This window comes from Streptomyces cyaneofuscatus, assembly GCF_033109485.1.
Taxonomy (GTDB): domain Bacteria; phylum Actinomycetota; class Actinomycetes; order Streptomycetales; family Streptomycetaceae; genus Streptomyces; species Streptomyces cyaneofuscatus.
This window is the reverse complement of record NZ_CP137002.1, coordinates 6,579,432-6,594,794: the sequence shown is the minus strand read 5'-3', so window position 1 is coordinate 6,594,794 and position 15,363 is coordinate 6,579,432. Positions and strand designations below refer to the sequence as shown.

Here is a 15,363-nt window from a genome sequence, read left to right as displayed (position 1 = left end):
ATTCGTGACCCGTGCTCACCAAGGCCAGTCAGCGCTTTCCCCCGCCTCCAGCAGCGGAACCATGCGGAACGCGGCGTCGGAAAGCCCCCCGAACGTGTGGCGGTTTCCGTCGCCGGACGGGGCGTGGCCGAGCCGGTATCCGGCCAGGTTCCAGGTGTAGACGGGCACCGTGTCCGGAACGCTCCGGGTGGCATCGCCACGGTAGGTGTACGACGCCTGCTCGTCAGTGACGATGAGCACCCGGTCGTGGCCCCGGTAGTGGCGCTCCACGGCCCGTACGGTGTCGGTGCCGCCCAGGTTGCCGAAGCGCTCCAGGACCCTGAGCACCGATTCGCCCGTGCGGTACGCCACCGGCGCACTGGTCGTGCCGAACTCCACCAGGTCCGCGTCGGCGGCGCGCAGCGCGAGGGCGGCGCCGAAGACGGCGGCAGCGTCGGCCCGGTTCAGCTGGGAGCGGTCGGAGAGCGGCGACCACATGGAACCGGAACGGTCGACCAGGACCAGGGTGCGCCCGGGCAGCGCCGGAACCTGGCTCAGCGAGTGGCCGAGCGCCTGCTCCAGCGGGTACGCCCAGCGCAGCGAGGGTGCGTGCCGGTGGGCGGCGAGGTAGCGGAAGGGGAACTGCCGGGACGCGGCGACGGCCTCGGGGTCGCGGATGCGTTCCGCCGCCGCGGCCGCGACCTCGTCGCTCACCCCGGCCTCGTCGAAGTTCCGCAGATTACGTACGAGCGCCATCGTCCCCATCGACGGAATCACCGCCTGCCACGCCTCCGCGTCCATCGGCCCCTGCAGCCAGCCCGCCAGCGCCTCCCAGGTCATCCCGGCCTCGGCCAGCCGCTCGGCGCCGCCGGGCCCGGTGACGACCGCGCGACGCTCGGCGACCGGCAGCTCCATGAGGGCCCGGTGCGCGTTCAGGGTGCGGTCGCCGACCGGCGGCACGGCGCTCTCGGGCCGGTGCCTGCGGTCCAGGGCATACCGGAACAGCTCGCCCTGCCAGGGCTTGGCCGGGTCCGGAGCGGCGTGCACCAGGTTGAGGACGTCACCGAAGCGGAACCCCTTGGAGGCGGTGTCGTACTTCAGCAGGGACCGGCCGCTGTAGAGGCGGCGCACGGCATCGGCGATGCCCCGCTTGAGTGGCTTGGGCAGGGCCCGCCCGTAGCGGAAAGTCCAGTAGCCGAGCAGTTCGCCCGGCTCGTCGGCGCGCAGCAGTACGGAGTCGATGACCTGCCGGTTCGCCGGCCCCTCGGTGCACCCCGCGTCCAGCCGCGCCTTCACGTACTCCGCGCCGCCGACCAGCGAGGCGGTCCGCATCTGCCCGTCACGACGCAGCCAGTGCAGGAGCCCCGCGGTCCAGGCGGGGTCCTCGACGGCAAGGCGGCGCACGAGGGCGGCGAACCGGGTGTCGCGCTCCTCGCCGCCCTCGTAGAAGGTCTCCTGCGCCACGAAGTTGGCGACGGCGAGAAGGAAGAGCTCGGACCGCGCGTCCCGCACCCGCCCGGTCCCGCCCTGGTGGTTGGCCGCGAGCGCACCGGTCGTGGTGACGGGCGAGGTGGGCCGCGAAAGAGCGGAACGGAGCTGGGTGACGCGCTGGTTGAAGCGGGCCATGAGAATTCCCCCGAATTCCTGAATCCTGGTTCGTGGTTCCTGGGGGAGGACGCGGCGGCGGAACGGGGTGCCCGAGATCGGGGCCGACGAACGGCCCGGGGTCGACGACGGAGAACATTCTGGTGCTCTACCCGCTTGAGCTACCGGCCGGAGCCGGGCGGGACTCGAACCCGCAACCGCCAGATCAAGGAAGTATCCGTCGTCTGCGCACCGGGCACCCCGGCGCTCGCGCCTCCCGAGATCAACAGTGGCTGCGGCGTATTTCGTGAAAGGAAGGAGCCGCGGCCTTCGCACCGGGAGGTGCATGTCCATGACCTTAGGGAACAACTTCCGTGGACGCGAAGGGATTTCCGCGCGCCCACCGAAGGTGACGGTGCGGGCGCCGCGCAGGCGGGGGACGGCGGCGGGGCACCGTCGCTCCCCCTGGGCCCTGACCGTTGTCAGTGCCACTTGCTACATTGCCTGGTGGTTGAAGACCGGTCGGAGAACCTTCGAGGTCCGCGGTCAAGGGGGGTGGGCACAAAGGTCCCCGGGAGCCACCTCGGGACTATGTTGCAAGCCGTGGATCCCCACCCCCCTCATCACCGCCTCGACAGATGCACGCCGCCGGTCACGCCTCGAACTCGTGCCACCAGTTCAGCGGCTCCTCGTCCGCTCCGCCCGGGCTGCCGGTCAGTTCGTAGCTGCCGGAACCGACGGCCCTGGCAGGAAGTGTCTCGAACACCGGCTTCCCGGAACTGGCGACGCCGACGCGGAGTGCCACGTGGCAGTGGTGGGAGGGTGCGGGGCTCTCGATGCTCATGTCAGCATCCTCGCGTAGGCCGTTCCGAGCTGGGAAACCCACCTACTTCGTCGTCGGACTGCTCATGAGGCGCTCGCGCCCCCGGCAGGATGTGAACCTGCGACACCCGCTTTAGGAGAGCGGTGCTCCAGCCCCTCAGCCCCCCGCGCGCGACCGGGCCTTGAACGCCGCCTTCCGGGCGTCCTTCGCCGCCTTCTTGTCGCTGTGCAGGCGGCCCATGGCCTCCAGCACGTCGGCGGTGGCCGGGTGGTCGACGCGCCAGACCTCGTCGAAGAAGCCGCTGTGCTGGGCGGAGAGCCCCTCGACCAGGCCCTGGAGCTCGTCGAGCTCGCCGTCGGCGTCCAGTTGGGCGGCGATCGTGTCGATGGCCAGCCAGAAGATCATCGCCTCCGGCGGGGGCGGGACGTCGGTCGCGCCGTGCTCGGCGAGCCAGACCCGGGCCAGGCCGCCGAGTTCCTGGTCGCCGAGGACCGCGCGTACGGCGGGTTCGGCCTCCGCGCCGGCGAGGGCGAGTGCCTGCTGGCAGTGGAGGCGGCGCAGCGGTGCGCCCTCGTCCGTGCCGCGTGCCGCCGCCAGCAGTTCGGCTGCCGCCGCGACCGCGCCCTGGCTGCCGCGCCCGGCGAGCCAGAGCTGGATCTCGGCGCGGGCGGCGGGCTCCGGGTAGTGCGCGATGCCGTCGAGAAGGGTGTCGGCGCCCTTGTCGGCGAGGTCGCCGACGGCGGGGGCGTCCACCCCGGCCTCCAGCATCCGGGCCCGGACGCCGTACAGGCCGAGCGGGGTGAGCTTGACCATCCCGTACCGGGTGACGTCCTCCTCGTCGGCCCCGGCGGCGGAGGCGTCCACCGGCTCACCCTCCTCGACCATCAACGCCTCGTCGACCGGCTGGTACGCGACGATCCCGATGGGTTCGAGGAGCCGGAACTGGTCGTCGAGCCGCATCATCGCCTCCGACACCTGCTCCAGGATGTCGTCGGTGGGCTCGCCCATGTCGTCGGGGACGATCATCGACGCGGCGAGGGCGGGCAGCGGCACCGGGCCGTCGCCCGCGCCGTTGTCCGCGAGGGTGAGCAGGTAGAGGTTGCCGAGAACGCCGTCGAGGAACTCCGCCTCGGCCTCCGGGTCCCAGTCCAGGGCGTCGAAGTCGATCGAGCCGTCCTCGCCGACGAGGTCCGCGAAGTCGTCCAGGACGGGCGCGGTGGCGTCGGCGTGCACGGCGTCGAGGCCGTCGAGCCAGATGGAGAGGATGTCCTGCGGGGAGCCGGAGGTGATCAGCGCCAGGTTCTCGCCCGCGGTGACGGTGCCCTCGGCCTCCGCTTCCTCCGAACCGCCCGCCCCGTCCGGAAGCTCCCCCTCCTCCGGGTCCGTCACGTCGAGGAGCCCGGTGTCCACGGCGAGCCGCCAGGCCTCGCTGGCGTACGCGGCGCCCTCCTCGTCGGCGGGGAGGCCGAGGTGCTCGGCGGCGGCGGGCAGGTGCGCCTCGACGAGTTCGCCGCCCGCGCCGACCCGGGTGTCCGGGCCGGCCCAGCGGGCGAGCTCCACGGCGCGCACGAACAGCGGTGCGGCGAGCGCGTCCCGCGCCAGTTCGGCCTCGGAGTGCAGCCGCACCGGCGGCAGGATGGGACGCTCTGCGGACATCGGGAGTTCTCCTCGGTGCGTGCTCGGGAGCGTACGGAGGGCGTACGCGGTTCAGCCGTCCAAGCCTAGACGTCATTCACCGCCCGCCGCCCGGCGCGCCCTTCACGCGCCCGCGCCCGCCTCCATGCTGAGCGCCGGTGTGTAACGGTTCACGCCCCCACCGGTCACACCCTGATACTTCAGCACCCGCTCCCACAGCGGCGACGGCGAACCGACCCCCTCGCCGGGCGCGGCGAGTGCCGCGATGTGGTGTCCGGCGCTCTCCCACTCGGCGTAGTTGAGGACCCGGGTGCCGTCGGTGCTGACGTGGAAGTGTGCGGCGATGCCGCCGGCGGGGGTGTGGGGGTCCTCGCCGAGCGCCTCGAACACGGCGTCCACCCAGTCCCGTTGCCGCGCCGGATCGGGGCCGGCGAACTCCGCGTCGACGATCACGACGCACCCGGGCTCGCGGGTGTCGCCCTCAGCCCGGAGCCCGGAGCGGTAGAGCTCGTACGTGTGCGGGGCGCGGCGTTCGATGCCGGGCACGGCGGCGTCGATGTCGGCGTTGCGGGCGTCGCGGCTCTCCCGGACGAAGTCCTGGTAGGCCTGCTCGCCGGACCACTGGGAGTAGTGCAGCAGGGTCCTGCCGTCCTCGCCCGCGTAGACGCTGTACGAGAGCAGCCCGGGGTGCGGCCACTCCCGGCTCTCCCACGCCTTCCGGATGGCGTCGACGGCCTGCCGCTGACGCTCCGGCGTACCGACGTCCCAGGTACTGGCCCTGGCGATCCCGGCGTCGTCACGGGCCGGGTCCGGGCGGTCGGTGATCTGCACGGTCATGGTGGCTCTCCCCTCTCACGCGCACCGTCCGGTGCGACGTTGCCACCACCGTCACACCTCAAGTCCGCTTGAGGTCAAGGGCGGTCACTCGGGCAGCTCCGCCCGCCAGGCCGTGATGTTCAGCTCGTCCATGTACCGGATGTCGTGGCCCTCCAAGGGCTGGACCCGCGCCCCGGCGTCGGGCGCGGCGGCCAGTTCCAGCGCGTCGGCCATGACGAGTTCGCCGCCCTCCTGGGTGGAGACCCAGGCGAGCATCGACCTCACGGTGGCGCCCGGCTTCAGCGTGCGCGGCTCGGGGCCCTTGTCCTGGCCGAATACCGACCCTGCCGGGTTGACCTTCACCGGGAGGCGCTCACCGTCCTCGCCGAGCGCCTGGACCGAGGGGTAGCCGTCGACCCGGTAGGGCTTCGAGCCGCAGTTGGTCAGGGTGAGGACGGCGGCACGGCTCATCATCACGGCCTGCACCTCCCCCATGGTCACCACGGCCCCGGAGGCGGGACACGTGCCGGTGGGGGTGGCGGTGCGGGACGGGTCCGGGCCCTGCGCCGGTGCGTCGGCGACCGGTGGCGGGTTGACGGAGGACGGGGGCGGCGTCGCGGCCCGGGCGGTCGGGGTGGGCTCGCGTTCGCCCTCACCGGCCGGGACGAGGAATCCCGAACAGCCGGTCAGCGCCGTCAGGAGCACCACCACCGCAGCCGGTCTCCACGTCCGCGTCCGCCCCCGCACCCGCTCGCCCATCGCGCCCATCCCTCGCCCGCCCCTCATGACAGCCCTCCGGCCGTACGCCGTCCGCGTGTTCGATCATGTCAGGGGCGGGCTCCCCCACGGCACTGTTCAGCATCTCTTCCCGGTCCGGACAAGCAGATCTAAGTGGACCTTCACGCTCACCGGAGCCGACACTTCGGACATGACTGCCACCGCGCCCCGCCCCTTCGGCCGCGCCCTCTGCGCCATGATCACGCCGTTCACCGCCACCGGGGCGCTGGACCTAGACGCCGCCCGCGCCCACGCCGCCCACCTGGTGGCCGAGGGGTGCGACGGGCTGGTGCTCAGCGGCACCACCGGGGAGTCGCCCACCACGTCGGACGCGGAGAAGTCGGACCTGCTGCGGGCGGTCCGGGCAGAGGTCGGTGACGGGGTGCCGCTGCTCTCCGGGGTCGGCAGCGCGGACACCACGCACGCGGTGCGGCTCGCGCGCGAGGCCGAGGAGGCCGGCGCGGACGGGCTGCTGGTGGTGCCGCCGTACTACAGCCGGCCGCCGCAGGCCGCCGTGGAGACGTACTTCCTGCGGATCGCCGAGGCCACCGGCGTACCGCTGATGCTGTACGACATCCCCGGCCGTACCGGCGTCCGGATCGAGCCGGAGACCCTGCTGCGGCTCGCGGACCACCCGCGCGTCGTCGCGGTGAAGGACTGCGCGTACGACCTGCTCGGGTCGACGAAGGTGATCGCCCGCACCGGGCTGGCGTACTACTCGGGGTGCGAGGAGCTGAACCTCCCGCTGTACGCGCTGGGTGGCGCGGGCTATGTCAGCACGGTCGCCAACGTGGTCCCGCGTCAGATGCGGGCGCCGCTGGACGCGTTCGACGCGGGGCGGACGGACGAGGCGGCGCGGCTCAACGGGCTGACGGTCCGGCTGGCCGGGCTGATGATGGCGGGCGGGCTGCCCGGCACCGTCACCGCGAAGGCCCTGCTGGACGCGGGCCCGGTCCGGGAACCGCTGCAGCCCGCCGGCCGCGAGGCGGTCGACGGGCTGCGTGCGGCGTACGAGGAGCTCCTCGCGGCCTGATCCGTAGAAGATCAGTTGTGGGCGTGCAGGACGTCGTTCAGGCCGCCCCACACCGCGTTGTTCGGGCGGGCCTCGACGGTGCCGGTGACCGAGTTGCGGCGGAAGAGGATGTTGGAGGCGCCGGAGAGCTCACGGGCCTTGACGACCTGGCCGTCCGGCAGCGTGACGCGGGTGCCGGCCGTGACGTACAGCCCGGCCTCCACGACGCACTCGTCGCCCAGCGCGATGCCGACGCCGGCCTCCGCGCCGACCAGGCAGCGCTCACCGATGACGATGCGGACGTTGCCGCCACCGGAGAGGGTGCCCATGGTGGAGGCGCCGCCGCCGATGTCGGAGCCGTCGCCGACGACGACGCCCGCGGAGATACGGCCCTCGACCATGGAGGTGCCGAGGGTGCCCGCGTTGAAGTTGACGAAGCCCTCGTGCATGACGGTGGTCCCGGCGGCGAGGTGCGCGCCGAGGCGGACCCGGTCGGCGTCGGCGATGCGTACGCCCTTGGGGGCCACGTAGTCCGTCATGCGCGGGAACTTGTCGACCGAGGTCACCTGGAGGTGCAGCCCCTCGGCGCGGGCGTTCAGGCGGACCCGCTCCAGGTCGTCGACCGCGACCGGGCCGAGCGAGGTCCAGGCGACGTTGGCCAGCAGGCCGAAGACGCCGTCGAGGTTCTGGCCGTGCGGCTGGACGAGCCGGTGCGAGAGCAGGTGCAGGCGCAGGTACGCGTCGTGCGCGTCGAGCGGCTTGTCCTCCAGCGAGGAGATGACCGTGGAGACGGCGACGACCTCGACGCCGCGCCGGGCGTCCACGCCGATGGCCTTGGCGGCGCCCTCACCGAGGCGGTTGACGGCCTCGTCCGGGGTGAGCCGCTGCGTACCGGCCGGGCCGGGCTCGGGCTGGAGCTCGGGGGCGGGGAACCAGGTGTCGAGGACGGTGCCGTCACCGGCGACGGTGGCGAGGCCGGCGGCGACGGCGCCGGTGGTACGGGAAGTGGCCTGGGAAGTCGTGTCGGTCATGGACAGAAACCTAACCGGCCAGGGCCCGCTCGGGCGAACCGGTCTCAGCTTCCGGCCGTTCCCCCGGCGGCCCCCGGTCCCGCCCTGGCGACCGCTCCCGTCGCGCCCCTGAAGACCGTACGCAGCCTGGGCTGACCCGCACCCGCCCCGGCCCGCGCCCCTCAGGCCCGGCCCCGGCCGCTCAGGCGCAGCCGTCCACCACCCGCGCCAGCATCTCGCGGGTGTAGGCCGGATCGAAGGCGGAGCCGGTCAGCAGCACCTGGAGGCAGACGCCGTCCAGCAGCGCGACCAGCGCCCGCGCGGTGGCCGGGTCCGTGCGCGCGGACAGCACCTCGACCGCCGACGCGGTCCACTCCGCGGCGACGGGACGCAGGACCGGGCGGCGCAGGGCCGCGAGGTACAGCTCGTACTCCAGCTCGATCGCGCCCCGGTCGCCCTCGAACCACTCCCCCAGCACCCGGGTCAGCTCATCGGCGAGGCCGGAGGCGGAGGACGCGTCCCCGGCGCACACCTCGCTGTCGCGCAGCGCCCGGGCGAAATTCTCGTTGGACCGGCGCAGGGCGGCCGTCAGCAGCTCGTCCAGCGAGCCGAAGTGGTACGTGGTCGAGCCGAGCGGCACGTCGGCCTCGGCTGCCACGGTGCGGTGGCTGAGCCCGGCTATCCCGTCGGCCGCTATCACCCGCAGCGCCGCGTCGATGATCCGCGTACGCCGCTCGGGGTCGTACCGGCGGGCCATCAGTGGGCTCCCCCCAGGTTGAGCACGACGACCCCGACGACGATCAGACCGACCCCCACGATCTTGACCAGGCTGCTGGACTCCCCCAGGAACAGGATCCCGATGAGGGCCACGGCCGCCGTGCCGACGCCGGCCCAGATCGCGTACGCGGTGCCCACGGAGAGCGTCTTGAGGGTCTGCGCGAGCAGGGTGAAGGCGATCAGATACCCCACCGCCGTGCCGATCGAGGGCCAGAGCCGGGTGAACCCCTCGCTGTACTTCATGGCCGTCGTCCCGGCCACCTCCGCCGCGATCGCCGCGGCCAGCAGTCCGTATGCGTATCCCATGTGTACGAGTGTACGCATCGTTGCGTACGATCGTACATATCATCGGCCCACGCCAGGGGCGCTACGGTGTGCCGACCGATGACACGGCCCGGGACCACGGGCCGAGGACAGGAGCGGAGTGACAGTGGCGCAGGACGCAGGGTGGGGCGGTGGCCCGTACGGGGGCGCGCCCCACGGTGGGGGGCCCTTCCACGGGGGAGCGCAGGGACCGGGTGGCTGGAACGGCGGATGGGCGGCACCGCCCAAGCCGGGGGTGATACCCCTGGCGCCGCTGAGGGTCTCGGACATGCTCAGCGGCGCCTTCGCGACGATCGGCGGCTACTGGAAGCCGCTGGTCGGGATAGCGCTGGCGCTCTTCGGCGCGGCGACGGCCGTGCTGGGTATCGGGGTGGCCATCGCCTTCTCCACCGTGGCGGCCAACTGGGAGGACCTGACCGGGCCCGGCGAACCGGACACGGCCCAACTGGTCCCGCTGGGCATCGCGTTCGGCGTCCTGATGGTCATCGGCGTCATCGCCTACCTGCTGGCGTCGGCCGTCGTCCAGGCGGCGGTCCCGGTGGTCCTCCAGGAAGCGGTCCTGGGCCGCCCGATCGGCTTCGGCACGGTATGGCGGCGGGCCTGGTCGCGGGTGTGGGCCATGATCGGCACGGTGTTCCTGCTGGCCCTGGCCGTGGCCATCCCCTTCCTGCTCATCATGTTCACCATGGTCGCCACCGTGGTCTACTTCGTCTCGCTCGGCGACTCGGACACCGCGGGACCGCTCCTCCTGTTCGGCCTCCTCGGCTGGCTGGTGATCGCCCCGGTCGCGATCTGGCTCTGGGTGAAGTTCTCCCTGGCCCCGACGATCGTGGTCTTCGAGGCCCAGCGCCCGGTCGCGGCGCTCCGCCGCTCGGCCCGGCTGGTGCAGGGCAGCTGGTGGCGGGTCCTCGGCATCACCCTGCTCGCCTTCGGGCTGGCGTCCGTGGTCGGCTACATGATCCAGATGCCGTTCCAGGCGCTCGGCATGATCCCCGGCTCCCTGGACAGCACGGAGATGACGGGCGAACCGAGCGGCGGGGAGATCCTCGCCCTGTTCGGCGGCTTCGTGGTGCTGTCCATGATCAGCGGACTGGTCAGCCAGCTCTTCTCGTCGATCTTCCCGCCCCTGATGACCGGACTGCTGTACGTGGACCTCCGGATGCGCAACGAGAACCTGGCCCCGGTCCTGGCGGAGGCGGCGGCACAGAACCTGCCGGAGCAGTACGGGCCGCCCCCGGCCACACCCTCGTAGGCCTCAGTCGGTCAGCGTCCGCTTCGGGCGCAGCACACAGAACTCGTTGCCCTCGGGATCGGCCAGCACCACGAAAGTGGCGTCCGGCCCCTGGCCGACATCGATCCGCCGTGCGCCGAGCGCGAGGATGCGCTCCACCTCGGCGTCCTGGTCGTCGGGGGTCAGGTCGATGTGCAGCCGGTTCTTGACGGTCTTCCCCTCCGGCACGGGGAGGAAGCACATGCCCGGCAGCGCGGTCTCGTGCGCGCCGATGACGATCTCGTCCTCGTCTTCGAAGAGCACCTGCCAGTCCAGCACGGCGCTCCAGAAGCGGGCCAGGAGCGGCAGGTCATGGGCATCGACGGCGAGGTGATACATGCGGACGGCCATGCCGGACAGTGTGCCCGGCGGTCACGGCGCCCGCACCCGCACCCCCACTTACGAAGCACCTTTCGGAGACCACACGTGAAACGCCTGCTCATCCACGGGGTCGCGCCCGTCCTGCTCTGCCTCCAGGTCGCCTACCTGGGCTTCTTCGGGCTGCTGTTCGCCCAGTCGGGGCCCGGCACCGCCGAGATCGACCACACGGACCCGTCGCCCGTCGCGCATGCCCTGTTCGACGGGCTGCTGCTGGCGTTCGTCCTGCCGGCCGCCGGCGGGGCGGCGCTGCTGGGCTCGGAGTCCGTACGGGCCCGGGTGCCGGGTGGCGTACGGGCCGTGTGGCTCGCGGTGCTCGGGGGCACCGAGGTCGTCGTCGCGGTGAGCTTCGCGACGACGGCCCTGCGGGAGTCCCTGGGGCCGGACAGCCTGGTCGCGGTGGTGGCCGTGGCGGCCTGTGCGGTCATCGCGCTGGTCTGCGCCGGGGAGGTCCGGGGCACGCTCCGTGGCGCACGGCCCGCGCCCCCGCTCGCCTGAGCTCTTCCCGTACGACGCGCTTCCCGTTCGCGTCGTACGGGGAAAGCTCGAGGTCAGACGTTGAACCCGAGCGCGCGGAGCTGCTCGCGCCCGTCGTCCGTGATCTTGTCCGGGCCCCACGGCGGCATCCAGACCCAGTTGATCCGGAGCTCGTTGACGATGCCGTCCGTGGCGGACTTCGCCTGGTCCTCGATGACATCGGTCAGCGGGCAGGCCGCGGACGTCAGGGTCATGTCGAGGGTGGCGATGTTGGCGTCGTCGACGTGGATGCCGTAGATCAGGCCCAGGTTGACGACGTCGATGCCCAGCTCGGGGTCGACGACGTCGTACAGCGCCTCGCGGACCTCCTCCTCGGAGGCCGGCTTCATGGTCGCGGTCTCGTTCTCGCTCATGCGGTCTTCCCTTCGGACAGCGCCTTGGCCGTCGCGTCCTTCCACGCCATCCAGCTCAGCAGCGCGCACTTGACCCGGGCGGGGTACTTGGAGACACCGGCGAACGCCACGGCGTCCTCCAGCACCTCCTCCATCGCGTCGTCCGGCTCCAGCTGGCCCTTGGACTGCATCAGCTCCAGGAAGGCGTCCTGGATCTTCTGCGCCTGGGACAGCTCCTTGCCGACGAGCAGCTCGTTCAGCACGGAGGCGGAGGCCTGGCTGATGGAGCAGCCCTGGCCCTCGTAGCTCACGTCGGCGATGGTCTCGCCGTCGTACTTCACCCGGAGCGTGATCTCGTCACCGCACGTCGGGTTGACGTGGTGCACCTCGGCGTCGCCGTCCCGCAGGCCGCGCCCGTGGGGGTGCTTGTAGTGGTCCAGGATCACTTCCTGGTACATGGAATCAAGCTTCACCGTTACGCCCTCACCCGAAGAAGTTCCGGACGTGCTCCAGCCCGTCCACCAGTGCGTCGACCTCGGCGGGCGTGGAGTACAGATAGAACGACGCTCGCGTCGTCGCGGGAATTCCGTACCGCAGGCAGACCGGGCGGGCGCAGTGGTGGCCGACCCGGACGCAGATGCCCAGCTCGTCGAGGACCTGGCCCACGTCGTGCGGGTGGATGTCGCCGAGCGTGAAGGAGATCGTCGCCCCGCGGTCCTCGGCCGTCGCCGGACCGATGATCCGCAGGTCCGGGACCTCCAGCAAGCGCTTCACCGCGTACTGGGTGATCGCCTTCTCGTGCTGGTGGATGTTCTCCATGCCGATCGAGGAGAGGTAGTCCACGGCCGCGCCGAGGCCGACGGCCTGTGCGATCGGGGGCGTACCGGCCTCGAACTTGTGCGGCGCCGGGGCGTAGGTGGACGAGTGCATCGACACGGTCTCGATCATCTCGCCGCCGCCGAGGAACGGCGGCAGGTCCTCCAGGAGCTCCTGCCGTCCCCAGAGCACGCCGATACCCGTCGGGCCGACCATCTTGTGGCCGGTGAAGGCCACGAAGTCGGCCTGGAGCGCCTGCACGTCCAGCACCATGTGCGGGGCGGCCTGCGAGGCGTCGATGCAGACCAGCGCGCCGACCTGCTGGGCGCGGCGGATGATCGGCTCGACCGGGTTGACGGTGCCCAGGATGTTGGAGACCAGCGTGAAGGAGACGATCTTCGTCTTCTCGGTGATGATCTCGTCGATGTTCGACAGGTCGAGCCGGCCGTCGTCGGTGATGCCGAACCACTTCAGCTTCGCGCCGGTGCGCTGCGCGAGCAGCTGCCACGGCACGATGTTGGAGTGGTGCTCCATCTCCGTGGTGACGATCTCGGTGTCGCGGTCCACCCGGTAGGGCTCGTCAGCCCAGCCGAGCATGTTGGCCACGAGGTTGAGCGACTCCGAGGCGTTCTTGGTGAAGATCACCTCGTTGCGGCTCGGCGCGTTGATGAAGGCCGCGACCTTGTCACGGGCGCCTTCGTACAGCGCGGTGGCCTCCTCGGCGATCGTGTAGACGCCTCGGTGCACGTTCGCGTTGTGGCGCTCGTAGTACGTGTTGAGCGCGTCGAGGACCTGGCGCGGCTTCTGCGAGGTCGCCGCGGAGTCCAGGTAGAGGATCTTCCTGCCGTCGTGGACCGTGCGGTCCAGGATCGGGAAGTCCTTGCGGATCGCCTCGGTGTCGAGGAGGCCGGTGAGCCCCTGTCGGGCGTCAGTCACGCGGAAGCGCCACCCTTCGTGTATGCCTCGTAGCCCTCGTTCTCCAGCTGGTCGGCCAGCTCGGCACCGCCGGAGGCCGCGATCCGGCCGTTGGCGAACACGTGCACGAAGTCGGGCTGGATGTACTTCAGGATGCGGGTGTAGTGCGTGATCAGCAGCGTGCCGACCTCGCCGGTCGCGCGGACCCGGTTGACACCCTCGGAGACGGTCTTGAGCGCGTCGACGTCCAGGCCGGAGTCGGTCTCGTCCAGGACGGCGATCTTCGGCTTGAGGAGCTCCAGCTGGAGGATCTCGTGGCGCTTCTTCTCACCGCCGGAGAAGCCCTCGTTGACGTTGCGCTCGGCGAAGGCCGGGTCCATCTGGAGCCCGGCCATCGTCTCCTTGACCTCCTTGACCCACGTACGCAGCTTGGGCGCCTCGCCGCGGACGGCGGTGGCGGAGGTGCGCAGGAAGTTGGAGACCGAGACACCGGGGATCTCGACGGGGTACTGCATGGCGAGGAAGAGGCCGGCGCGGGCGCGCTCGTCGACGGACATCTCCAGGACGTCCTCGCCGTCCAGGGTGACCGTACCGCCGGTGATCGTGTACTTGGGGTGACCGGCCAGCGAGTACGCGAGGGTGGACTTGCCGGACCCGTTGGGGCCCATGATGGCGTGGGTCTCGCCCTGCTTCACGGTCAGGTCGACGCCCTTGAGGATCGCCTTCGTGGCGTTGTCGGCCTCGACGGAGACGTGCAGGTCGCGGATTTCAAGCGTTGCCATGGGTGACTCAGGACTCCTGGGTGACGGAGACGAGCACATCGTCCCCTTCGATCTTTACGGGGTATACGGGGACGGGGCGCGTCGCGGGAAGGCCGGACGGCTTGCCGGTGCGGAGGTCGAACGACGAGCCGTGCAGCCAGCACTCGATCGCACAGTCCTCCACCTCGCCCTCCGAGAGCGACACGTTCGCGTGCGAGCAGATGTCGTTGATCGCGAACACCTCGCCCTCGGTGCGGACGACGGAGACGGGTGTGCCGTCGAGCTCCACCCGCATCGGGGTGTCGTCCTCCAGCTCACTCAGCGCACAGGCCTTGACGAAGGTCATCAGACGGACGCCTTCAGCTCGGCCTCGATCGTGTCGAGCAGCCGCGCCTCCACGTCCGGCAGGCCGATCTGCTGGACCAGCTCGGCGAAGAAGCCGCGCACGACCAGGCGGCGGGCTTCCTCGGCCGGGATACCGCGGGACTGGAGGTAGAACAGCTGCTCGTCGTCGAAGCGGCCGGTCGCCGAGGCGTGGCCCGCGCCGACGATCTCGCCGGTCTCGATCTCCAGGTTGGGCACGGAGTCGACCCGGGCACCGTCGGTGAGGACGAGGTTCCGGTTCATCTCGTAGGTGTCGGTGCCCTCGGCCGCGGCCTGGATGAGGACGTCGCCGATCCAGACGGCGTGCGCGCCGTCGCCCTGGAGTGCGCCCTTGTACACCGCGTTGGACTTGCAGTGCGGGGTGTTGTGGTCGACCAGGAGGCGGTGCTCCTGGTGCTGGCCCTTGTCGGTGAAGTACAGGCCGAAGAGCTCCGCCTCGCCGCCGGGCGCCGCGTAGGCGACCCGCGGGTGCAGGCGGACCAGGTCGCCGCCGAAGGTGACGACGATCGACTTGAACGAGGCGTCCCGGCCGACCAGCGCGTTGTGCTGGGCGACGTGGACGGCCGTGTCGTCCCAGTCCTGGACGGAGACGACGGTCAGCTTGGCGCCGTCACCCAGGACGTAGTCGACGTTGGCGGCGAGCACCGCGTCACCGGTGTGGTCGATGACGACGACGGCCTCGGCGAAGGCCTTCAGCTCGATGAGCTGGTGGCCGTAGGCGGTGCCGCCCTCGCCGTGCACGGTGATCCGGATCGGCTCGGCGAGCACGGCCTCCTTGGCGACGGTGACGACCGAGGCCTGCTCGAAGGAGCTGTACGCCTGGGCGGCGACCCGGTCCACCGGCGTACCGGCCTTGCCGAGCCGGGCGTCGTCGCGGCCGACGGTCTCGACGGTGACGCCCTCGGGCGCGTCGATCGCGACCTTCACGCCGCTGCCGTTCGCGACGGCGGTGCCGTCGTGCAGCCCGCGCAGCCGCTCCAGCGGGGTGAAGCGCCACTCCTCCTCGCGACCGTGCGGGACGGGGAAGTCCGCGACGTCGAAGGACGGGGGCGCGCTCATGCGCGTGGCGACGGTCGACTCGGCGGCCACCGCGATGGAGCCGGCGGTGGTGGAGCCCACCGGAGTGTTCTGAGCCTCAGCCATGGCTGTCGTAGTGCTCGCTTTCTCAGTCAAGAAGGGGGGTGGTTCGGTGGGGGCGGGGGCGGCCGCGAGGGCCGCCCCACAGGATCCTCG

18 protein-coding genes and 1 tRNA gene are annotated in these 15,363 nt (G+C 71.5%); 3 read left to right on the top strand and 16 right to left on the bottom strand.

What is annotated here, in order from left to right:
- Window positions 1–15: 15 nt before the first annotated feature.
- The 6 genes from R2B67_RS29045 to R2B67_RS29020 all read right to left on the bottom strand — a co-directional run bounded on the left by R2B67_RS29045 (window position 16) and on the right by R2B67_RS29020 (window position 5,596).
- Window positions 16–1,605 carry a TROVE domain-containing protein gene (locus tag R2B67_RS29045; RefSeq protein WP_317822186.1) on the bottom strand — a complete coding sequence of 530 codons (1,590 nt, stop codon included), beginning with the start codon at window positions 1,603–1,605 and terminating at the stop codon, window positions 16–18.
- Between the two features lie 610 nt (window positions 1,606–2,215).
- A complete protein-coding gene (locus tag R2B67_RS29040; RefSeq protein WP_317822185.1) occupies window positions 2,216–2,407 on the bottom strand; it encodes a hypothetical protein in 192 nt (63 codons plus the stop codon).
- Between the two features lie 79 nt (window positions 2,408–2,486).
- Window positions 2,487–2,548 (bottom strand) — tRNA-Arg (locus R2B67_RS29035).
- On the bottom strand, window positions 2,543–4,042 hold the full coding sequence (locus R2B67_RS29030) for a hypothetical protein (RefSeq protein ID WP_317822184.1): 1,500 nt from the start codon (window positions 4,040–4,042) through the stop codon (window positions 2,543–2,545). Before R2B67_RS29030 ends, R2B67_RS29035 begins: the two co-directional genes overlap by 6 nt.
- Window positions 4,043–4,144: 102 nt before the next feature.
- Window positions 4,145–4,858: an antibiotic biosynthesis monooxygenase gene (locus R2B67_RS29025; protein ID WP_317822182.1), complete on the bottom strand. Its 714-nt coding sequence runs from the start codon at window positions 4,856–4,858 to the stop codon at window positions 4,145–4,147.
- Window positions 4,859–4,942: 84 nt separating this feature from the next.
- Complete coding sequence (locus tag R2B67_RS29020) at window positions 4,943–5,596, bottom strand: DUF4232 domain-containing protein (RefSeq protein WP_317824975.1); 654 nt, start codon at window positions 5,594–5,596, stop codon at window positions 4,943–4,945.
- 169 nt (window positions 5,597–5,765) lie between these two features.
- Between R2B67_RS29020 and dapA the strand changes: the two genes are divergently transcribed.
- Window positions 5,766–6,647, top strand: coding sequence for a 4-hydroxy-tetrahydrodipicolinate synthase (gene dapA, locus R2B67_RS29015; protein WP_317822181.1), 882 nt, complete (start codon window positions 5,766–5,768; stop codon window positions 6,645–6,647).
- 11 nt (window positions 6,648–6,658) lie between these two features.
- Here the strand turns inward: dapA and dapD are convergent, their stop codons facing one another.
- The 3 genes from dapD to R2B67_RS29000 all read right to left on the bottom strand — a co-directional run bounded on the left by dapD (window position 6,659) and on the right by R2B67_RS29000 (window position 8,719).
- Entirely contained in the window at window positions 6,659–7,657 is a 999-nt protein-coding gene (gene dapD, locus R2B67_RS29010; RefSeq protein ID WP_237325269.1) for a 2,3,4,5-tetrahydropyridine-2,6-dicarboxylate N-succinyltransferase, read from the bottom strand.
- Between the two features lie 181 nt (window positions 7,658–7,838).
- Entirely contained in the window at window positions 7,839–8,393 is a 555-nt protein-coding gene (locus R2B67_RS29005; RefSeq protein ID WP_317822178.1) for a TetR/AcrR family transcriptional regulator, read from the bottom strand.
- Window positions 8,393–8,719 carry a DMT family transporter gene (locus R2B67_RS29000; protein WP_018512172.1) on the bottom strand — a complete coding sequence of 109 codons (327 nt, stop codon included), beginning with the start codon at window positions 8,717–8,719 and terminating at the stop codon, window positions 8,393–8,395. Before R2B67_RS29000 ends, R2B67_RS29005 begins: the two co-directional genes overlap by 1 nt.
- A gap of 286 nt (window positions 8,720–9,005) precedes the next feature.
- On the opposite strand from R2B67_RS29000, the gene R2B67_RS28995 reads away from it, so the two are divergent.
- Window positions 9,006–9,989, top strand: a complete 984-nt coding sequence (locus R2B67_RS28995; RefSeq protein ID WP_317822176.1) for a DUF7847 domain-containing protein — start codon at window positions 9,006–9,008, stop codon at window positions 9,987–9,989.
- A 3-nt stretch (window positions 9,990–9,992) separates the two neighbouring features.
- On the opposite strand, the gene R2B67_RS28990 is transcribed toward R2B67_RS28995, so the two are convergent.
- Window positions 9,993–10,358 carry a VOC family protein gene (locus tag R2B67_RS28990; protein WP_018512170.1) on the bottom strand — a complete coding sequence of 122 codons (366 nt, stop codon included), beginning with the start codon at window positions 10,356–10,358 and terminating at the stop codon, window positions 9,993–9,995.
- A gap of 75 nt (window positions 10,359–10,433) precedes the next feature.
- Between R2B67_RS28990 and R2B67_RS28985 the strand changes: the two genes are divergently transcribed.
- Window positions 10,434–10,883, top strand: a complete 450-nt coding sequence (locus tag R2B67_RS28985; protein WP_317822174.1) for a hypothetical protein — start codon at window positions 10,434–10,436, stop codon at window positions 10,881–10,883.
- Between the two features lie 53 nt (window positions 10,884–10,936).
- Here R2B67_RS28985 and R2B67_RS28980 read toward each other — a convergent pair whose 3' ends face one another.
- From R2B67_RS28980 to sufD, 6 genes are read right to left on the bottom strand one after another with little or no spacing between them, the layout of a single operon-like run.
- Complete coding sequence (locus R2B67_RS28980; protein ID WP_015607822.1) at window positions 10,937–11,275, bottom strand: metal-sulfur cluster assembly factor; 339 nt, start codon at window positions 11,273–11,275, stop codon at window positions 10,937–10,939.
- Entirely contained in the window at window positions 11,272–11,727 is a 456-nt protein-coding gene (gene sufU / locus R2B67_RS28975) for a Fe-S cluster assembly sulfur transfer protein SufU (RefSeq protein WP_010061311.1), read from the bottom strand. Before sufU ends, R2B67_RS28980 begins: the two co-directional genes overlap by 4 nt.
- Before the next feature lie 10 nt (window positions 11,728–11,737).
- Window positions 11,738–13,006: a cysteine desulfurase gene (locus R2B67_RS28970; protein WP_317822166.1), complete on the bottom strand. Its 1,269-nt coding sequence runs from the start codon at window positions 13,004–13,006 to the stop codon at window positions 11,738–11,740.
- Window positions 13,003–13,767 carry a Fe-S cluster assembly ATPase SufC gene (sufC, locus tag R2B67_RS28965; protein ID WP_018512167.1) on the bottom strand — a complete coding sequence of 255 codons (765 nt, stop codon included), beginning with the start codon at window positions 13,765–13,767 and terminating at the stop codon, window positions 13,003–13,005. The genes R2B67_RS28970 and sufC overlap by 4 nt, the downstream gene beginning before the upstream one ends.
- A gap of 7 nt (window positions 13,768–13,774) precedes the next feature.
- Complete coding sequence (locus R2B67_RS28960) at window positions 13,775–14,092, bottom strand: bifunctional 3-phenylpropionate/cinnamic acid dioxygenase ferredoxin subunit (RefSeq protein ID WP_018512166.1); 318 nt, start codon at window positions 14,090–14,092, stop codon at window positions 13,775–13,777.
- Complete coding sequence (gene sufD / locus R2B67_RS28955; RefSeq protein WP_026241505.1) at window positions 14,092–15,273, bottom strand: Fe-S cluster assembly protein SufD; 1,182 nt, start codon at window positions 15,271–15,273, stop codon at window positions 14,092–14,094. Before sufD ends, R2B67_RS28960 begins: the two co-directional genes overlap by 1 nt.
- Window positions 15,274–15,363 lie beyond the last annotated feature (90 nt).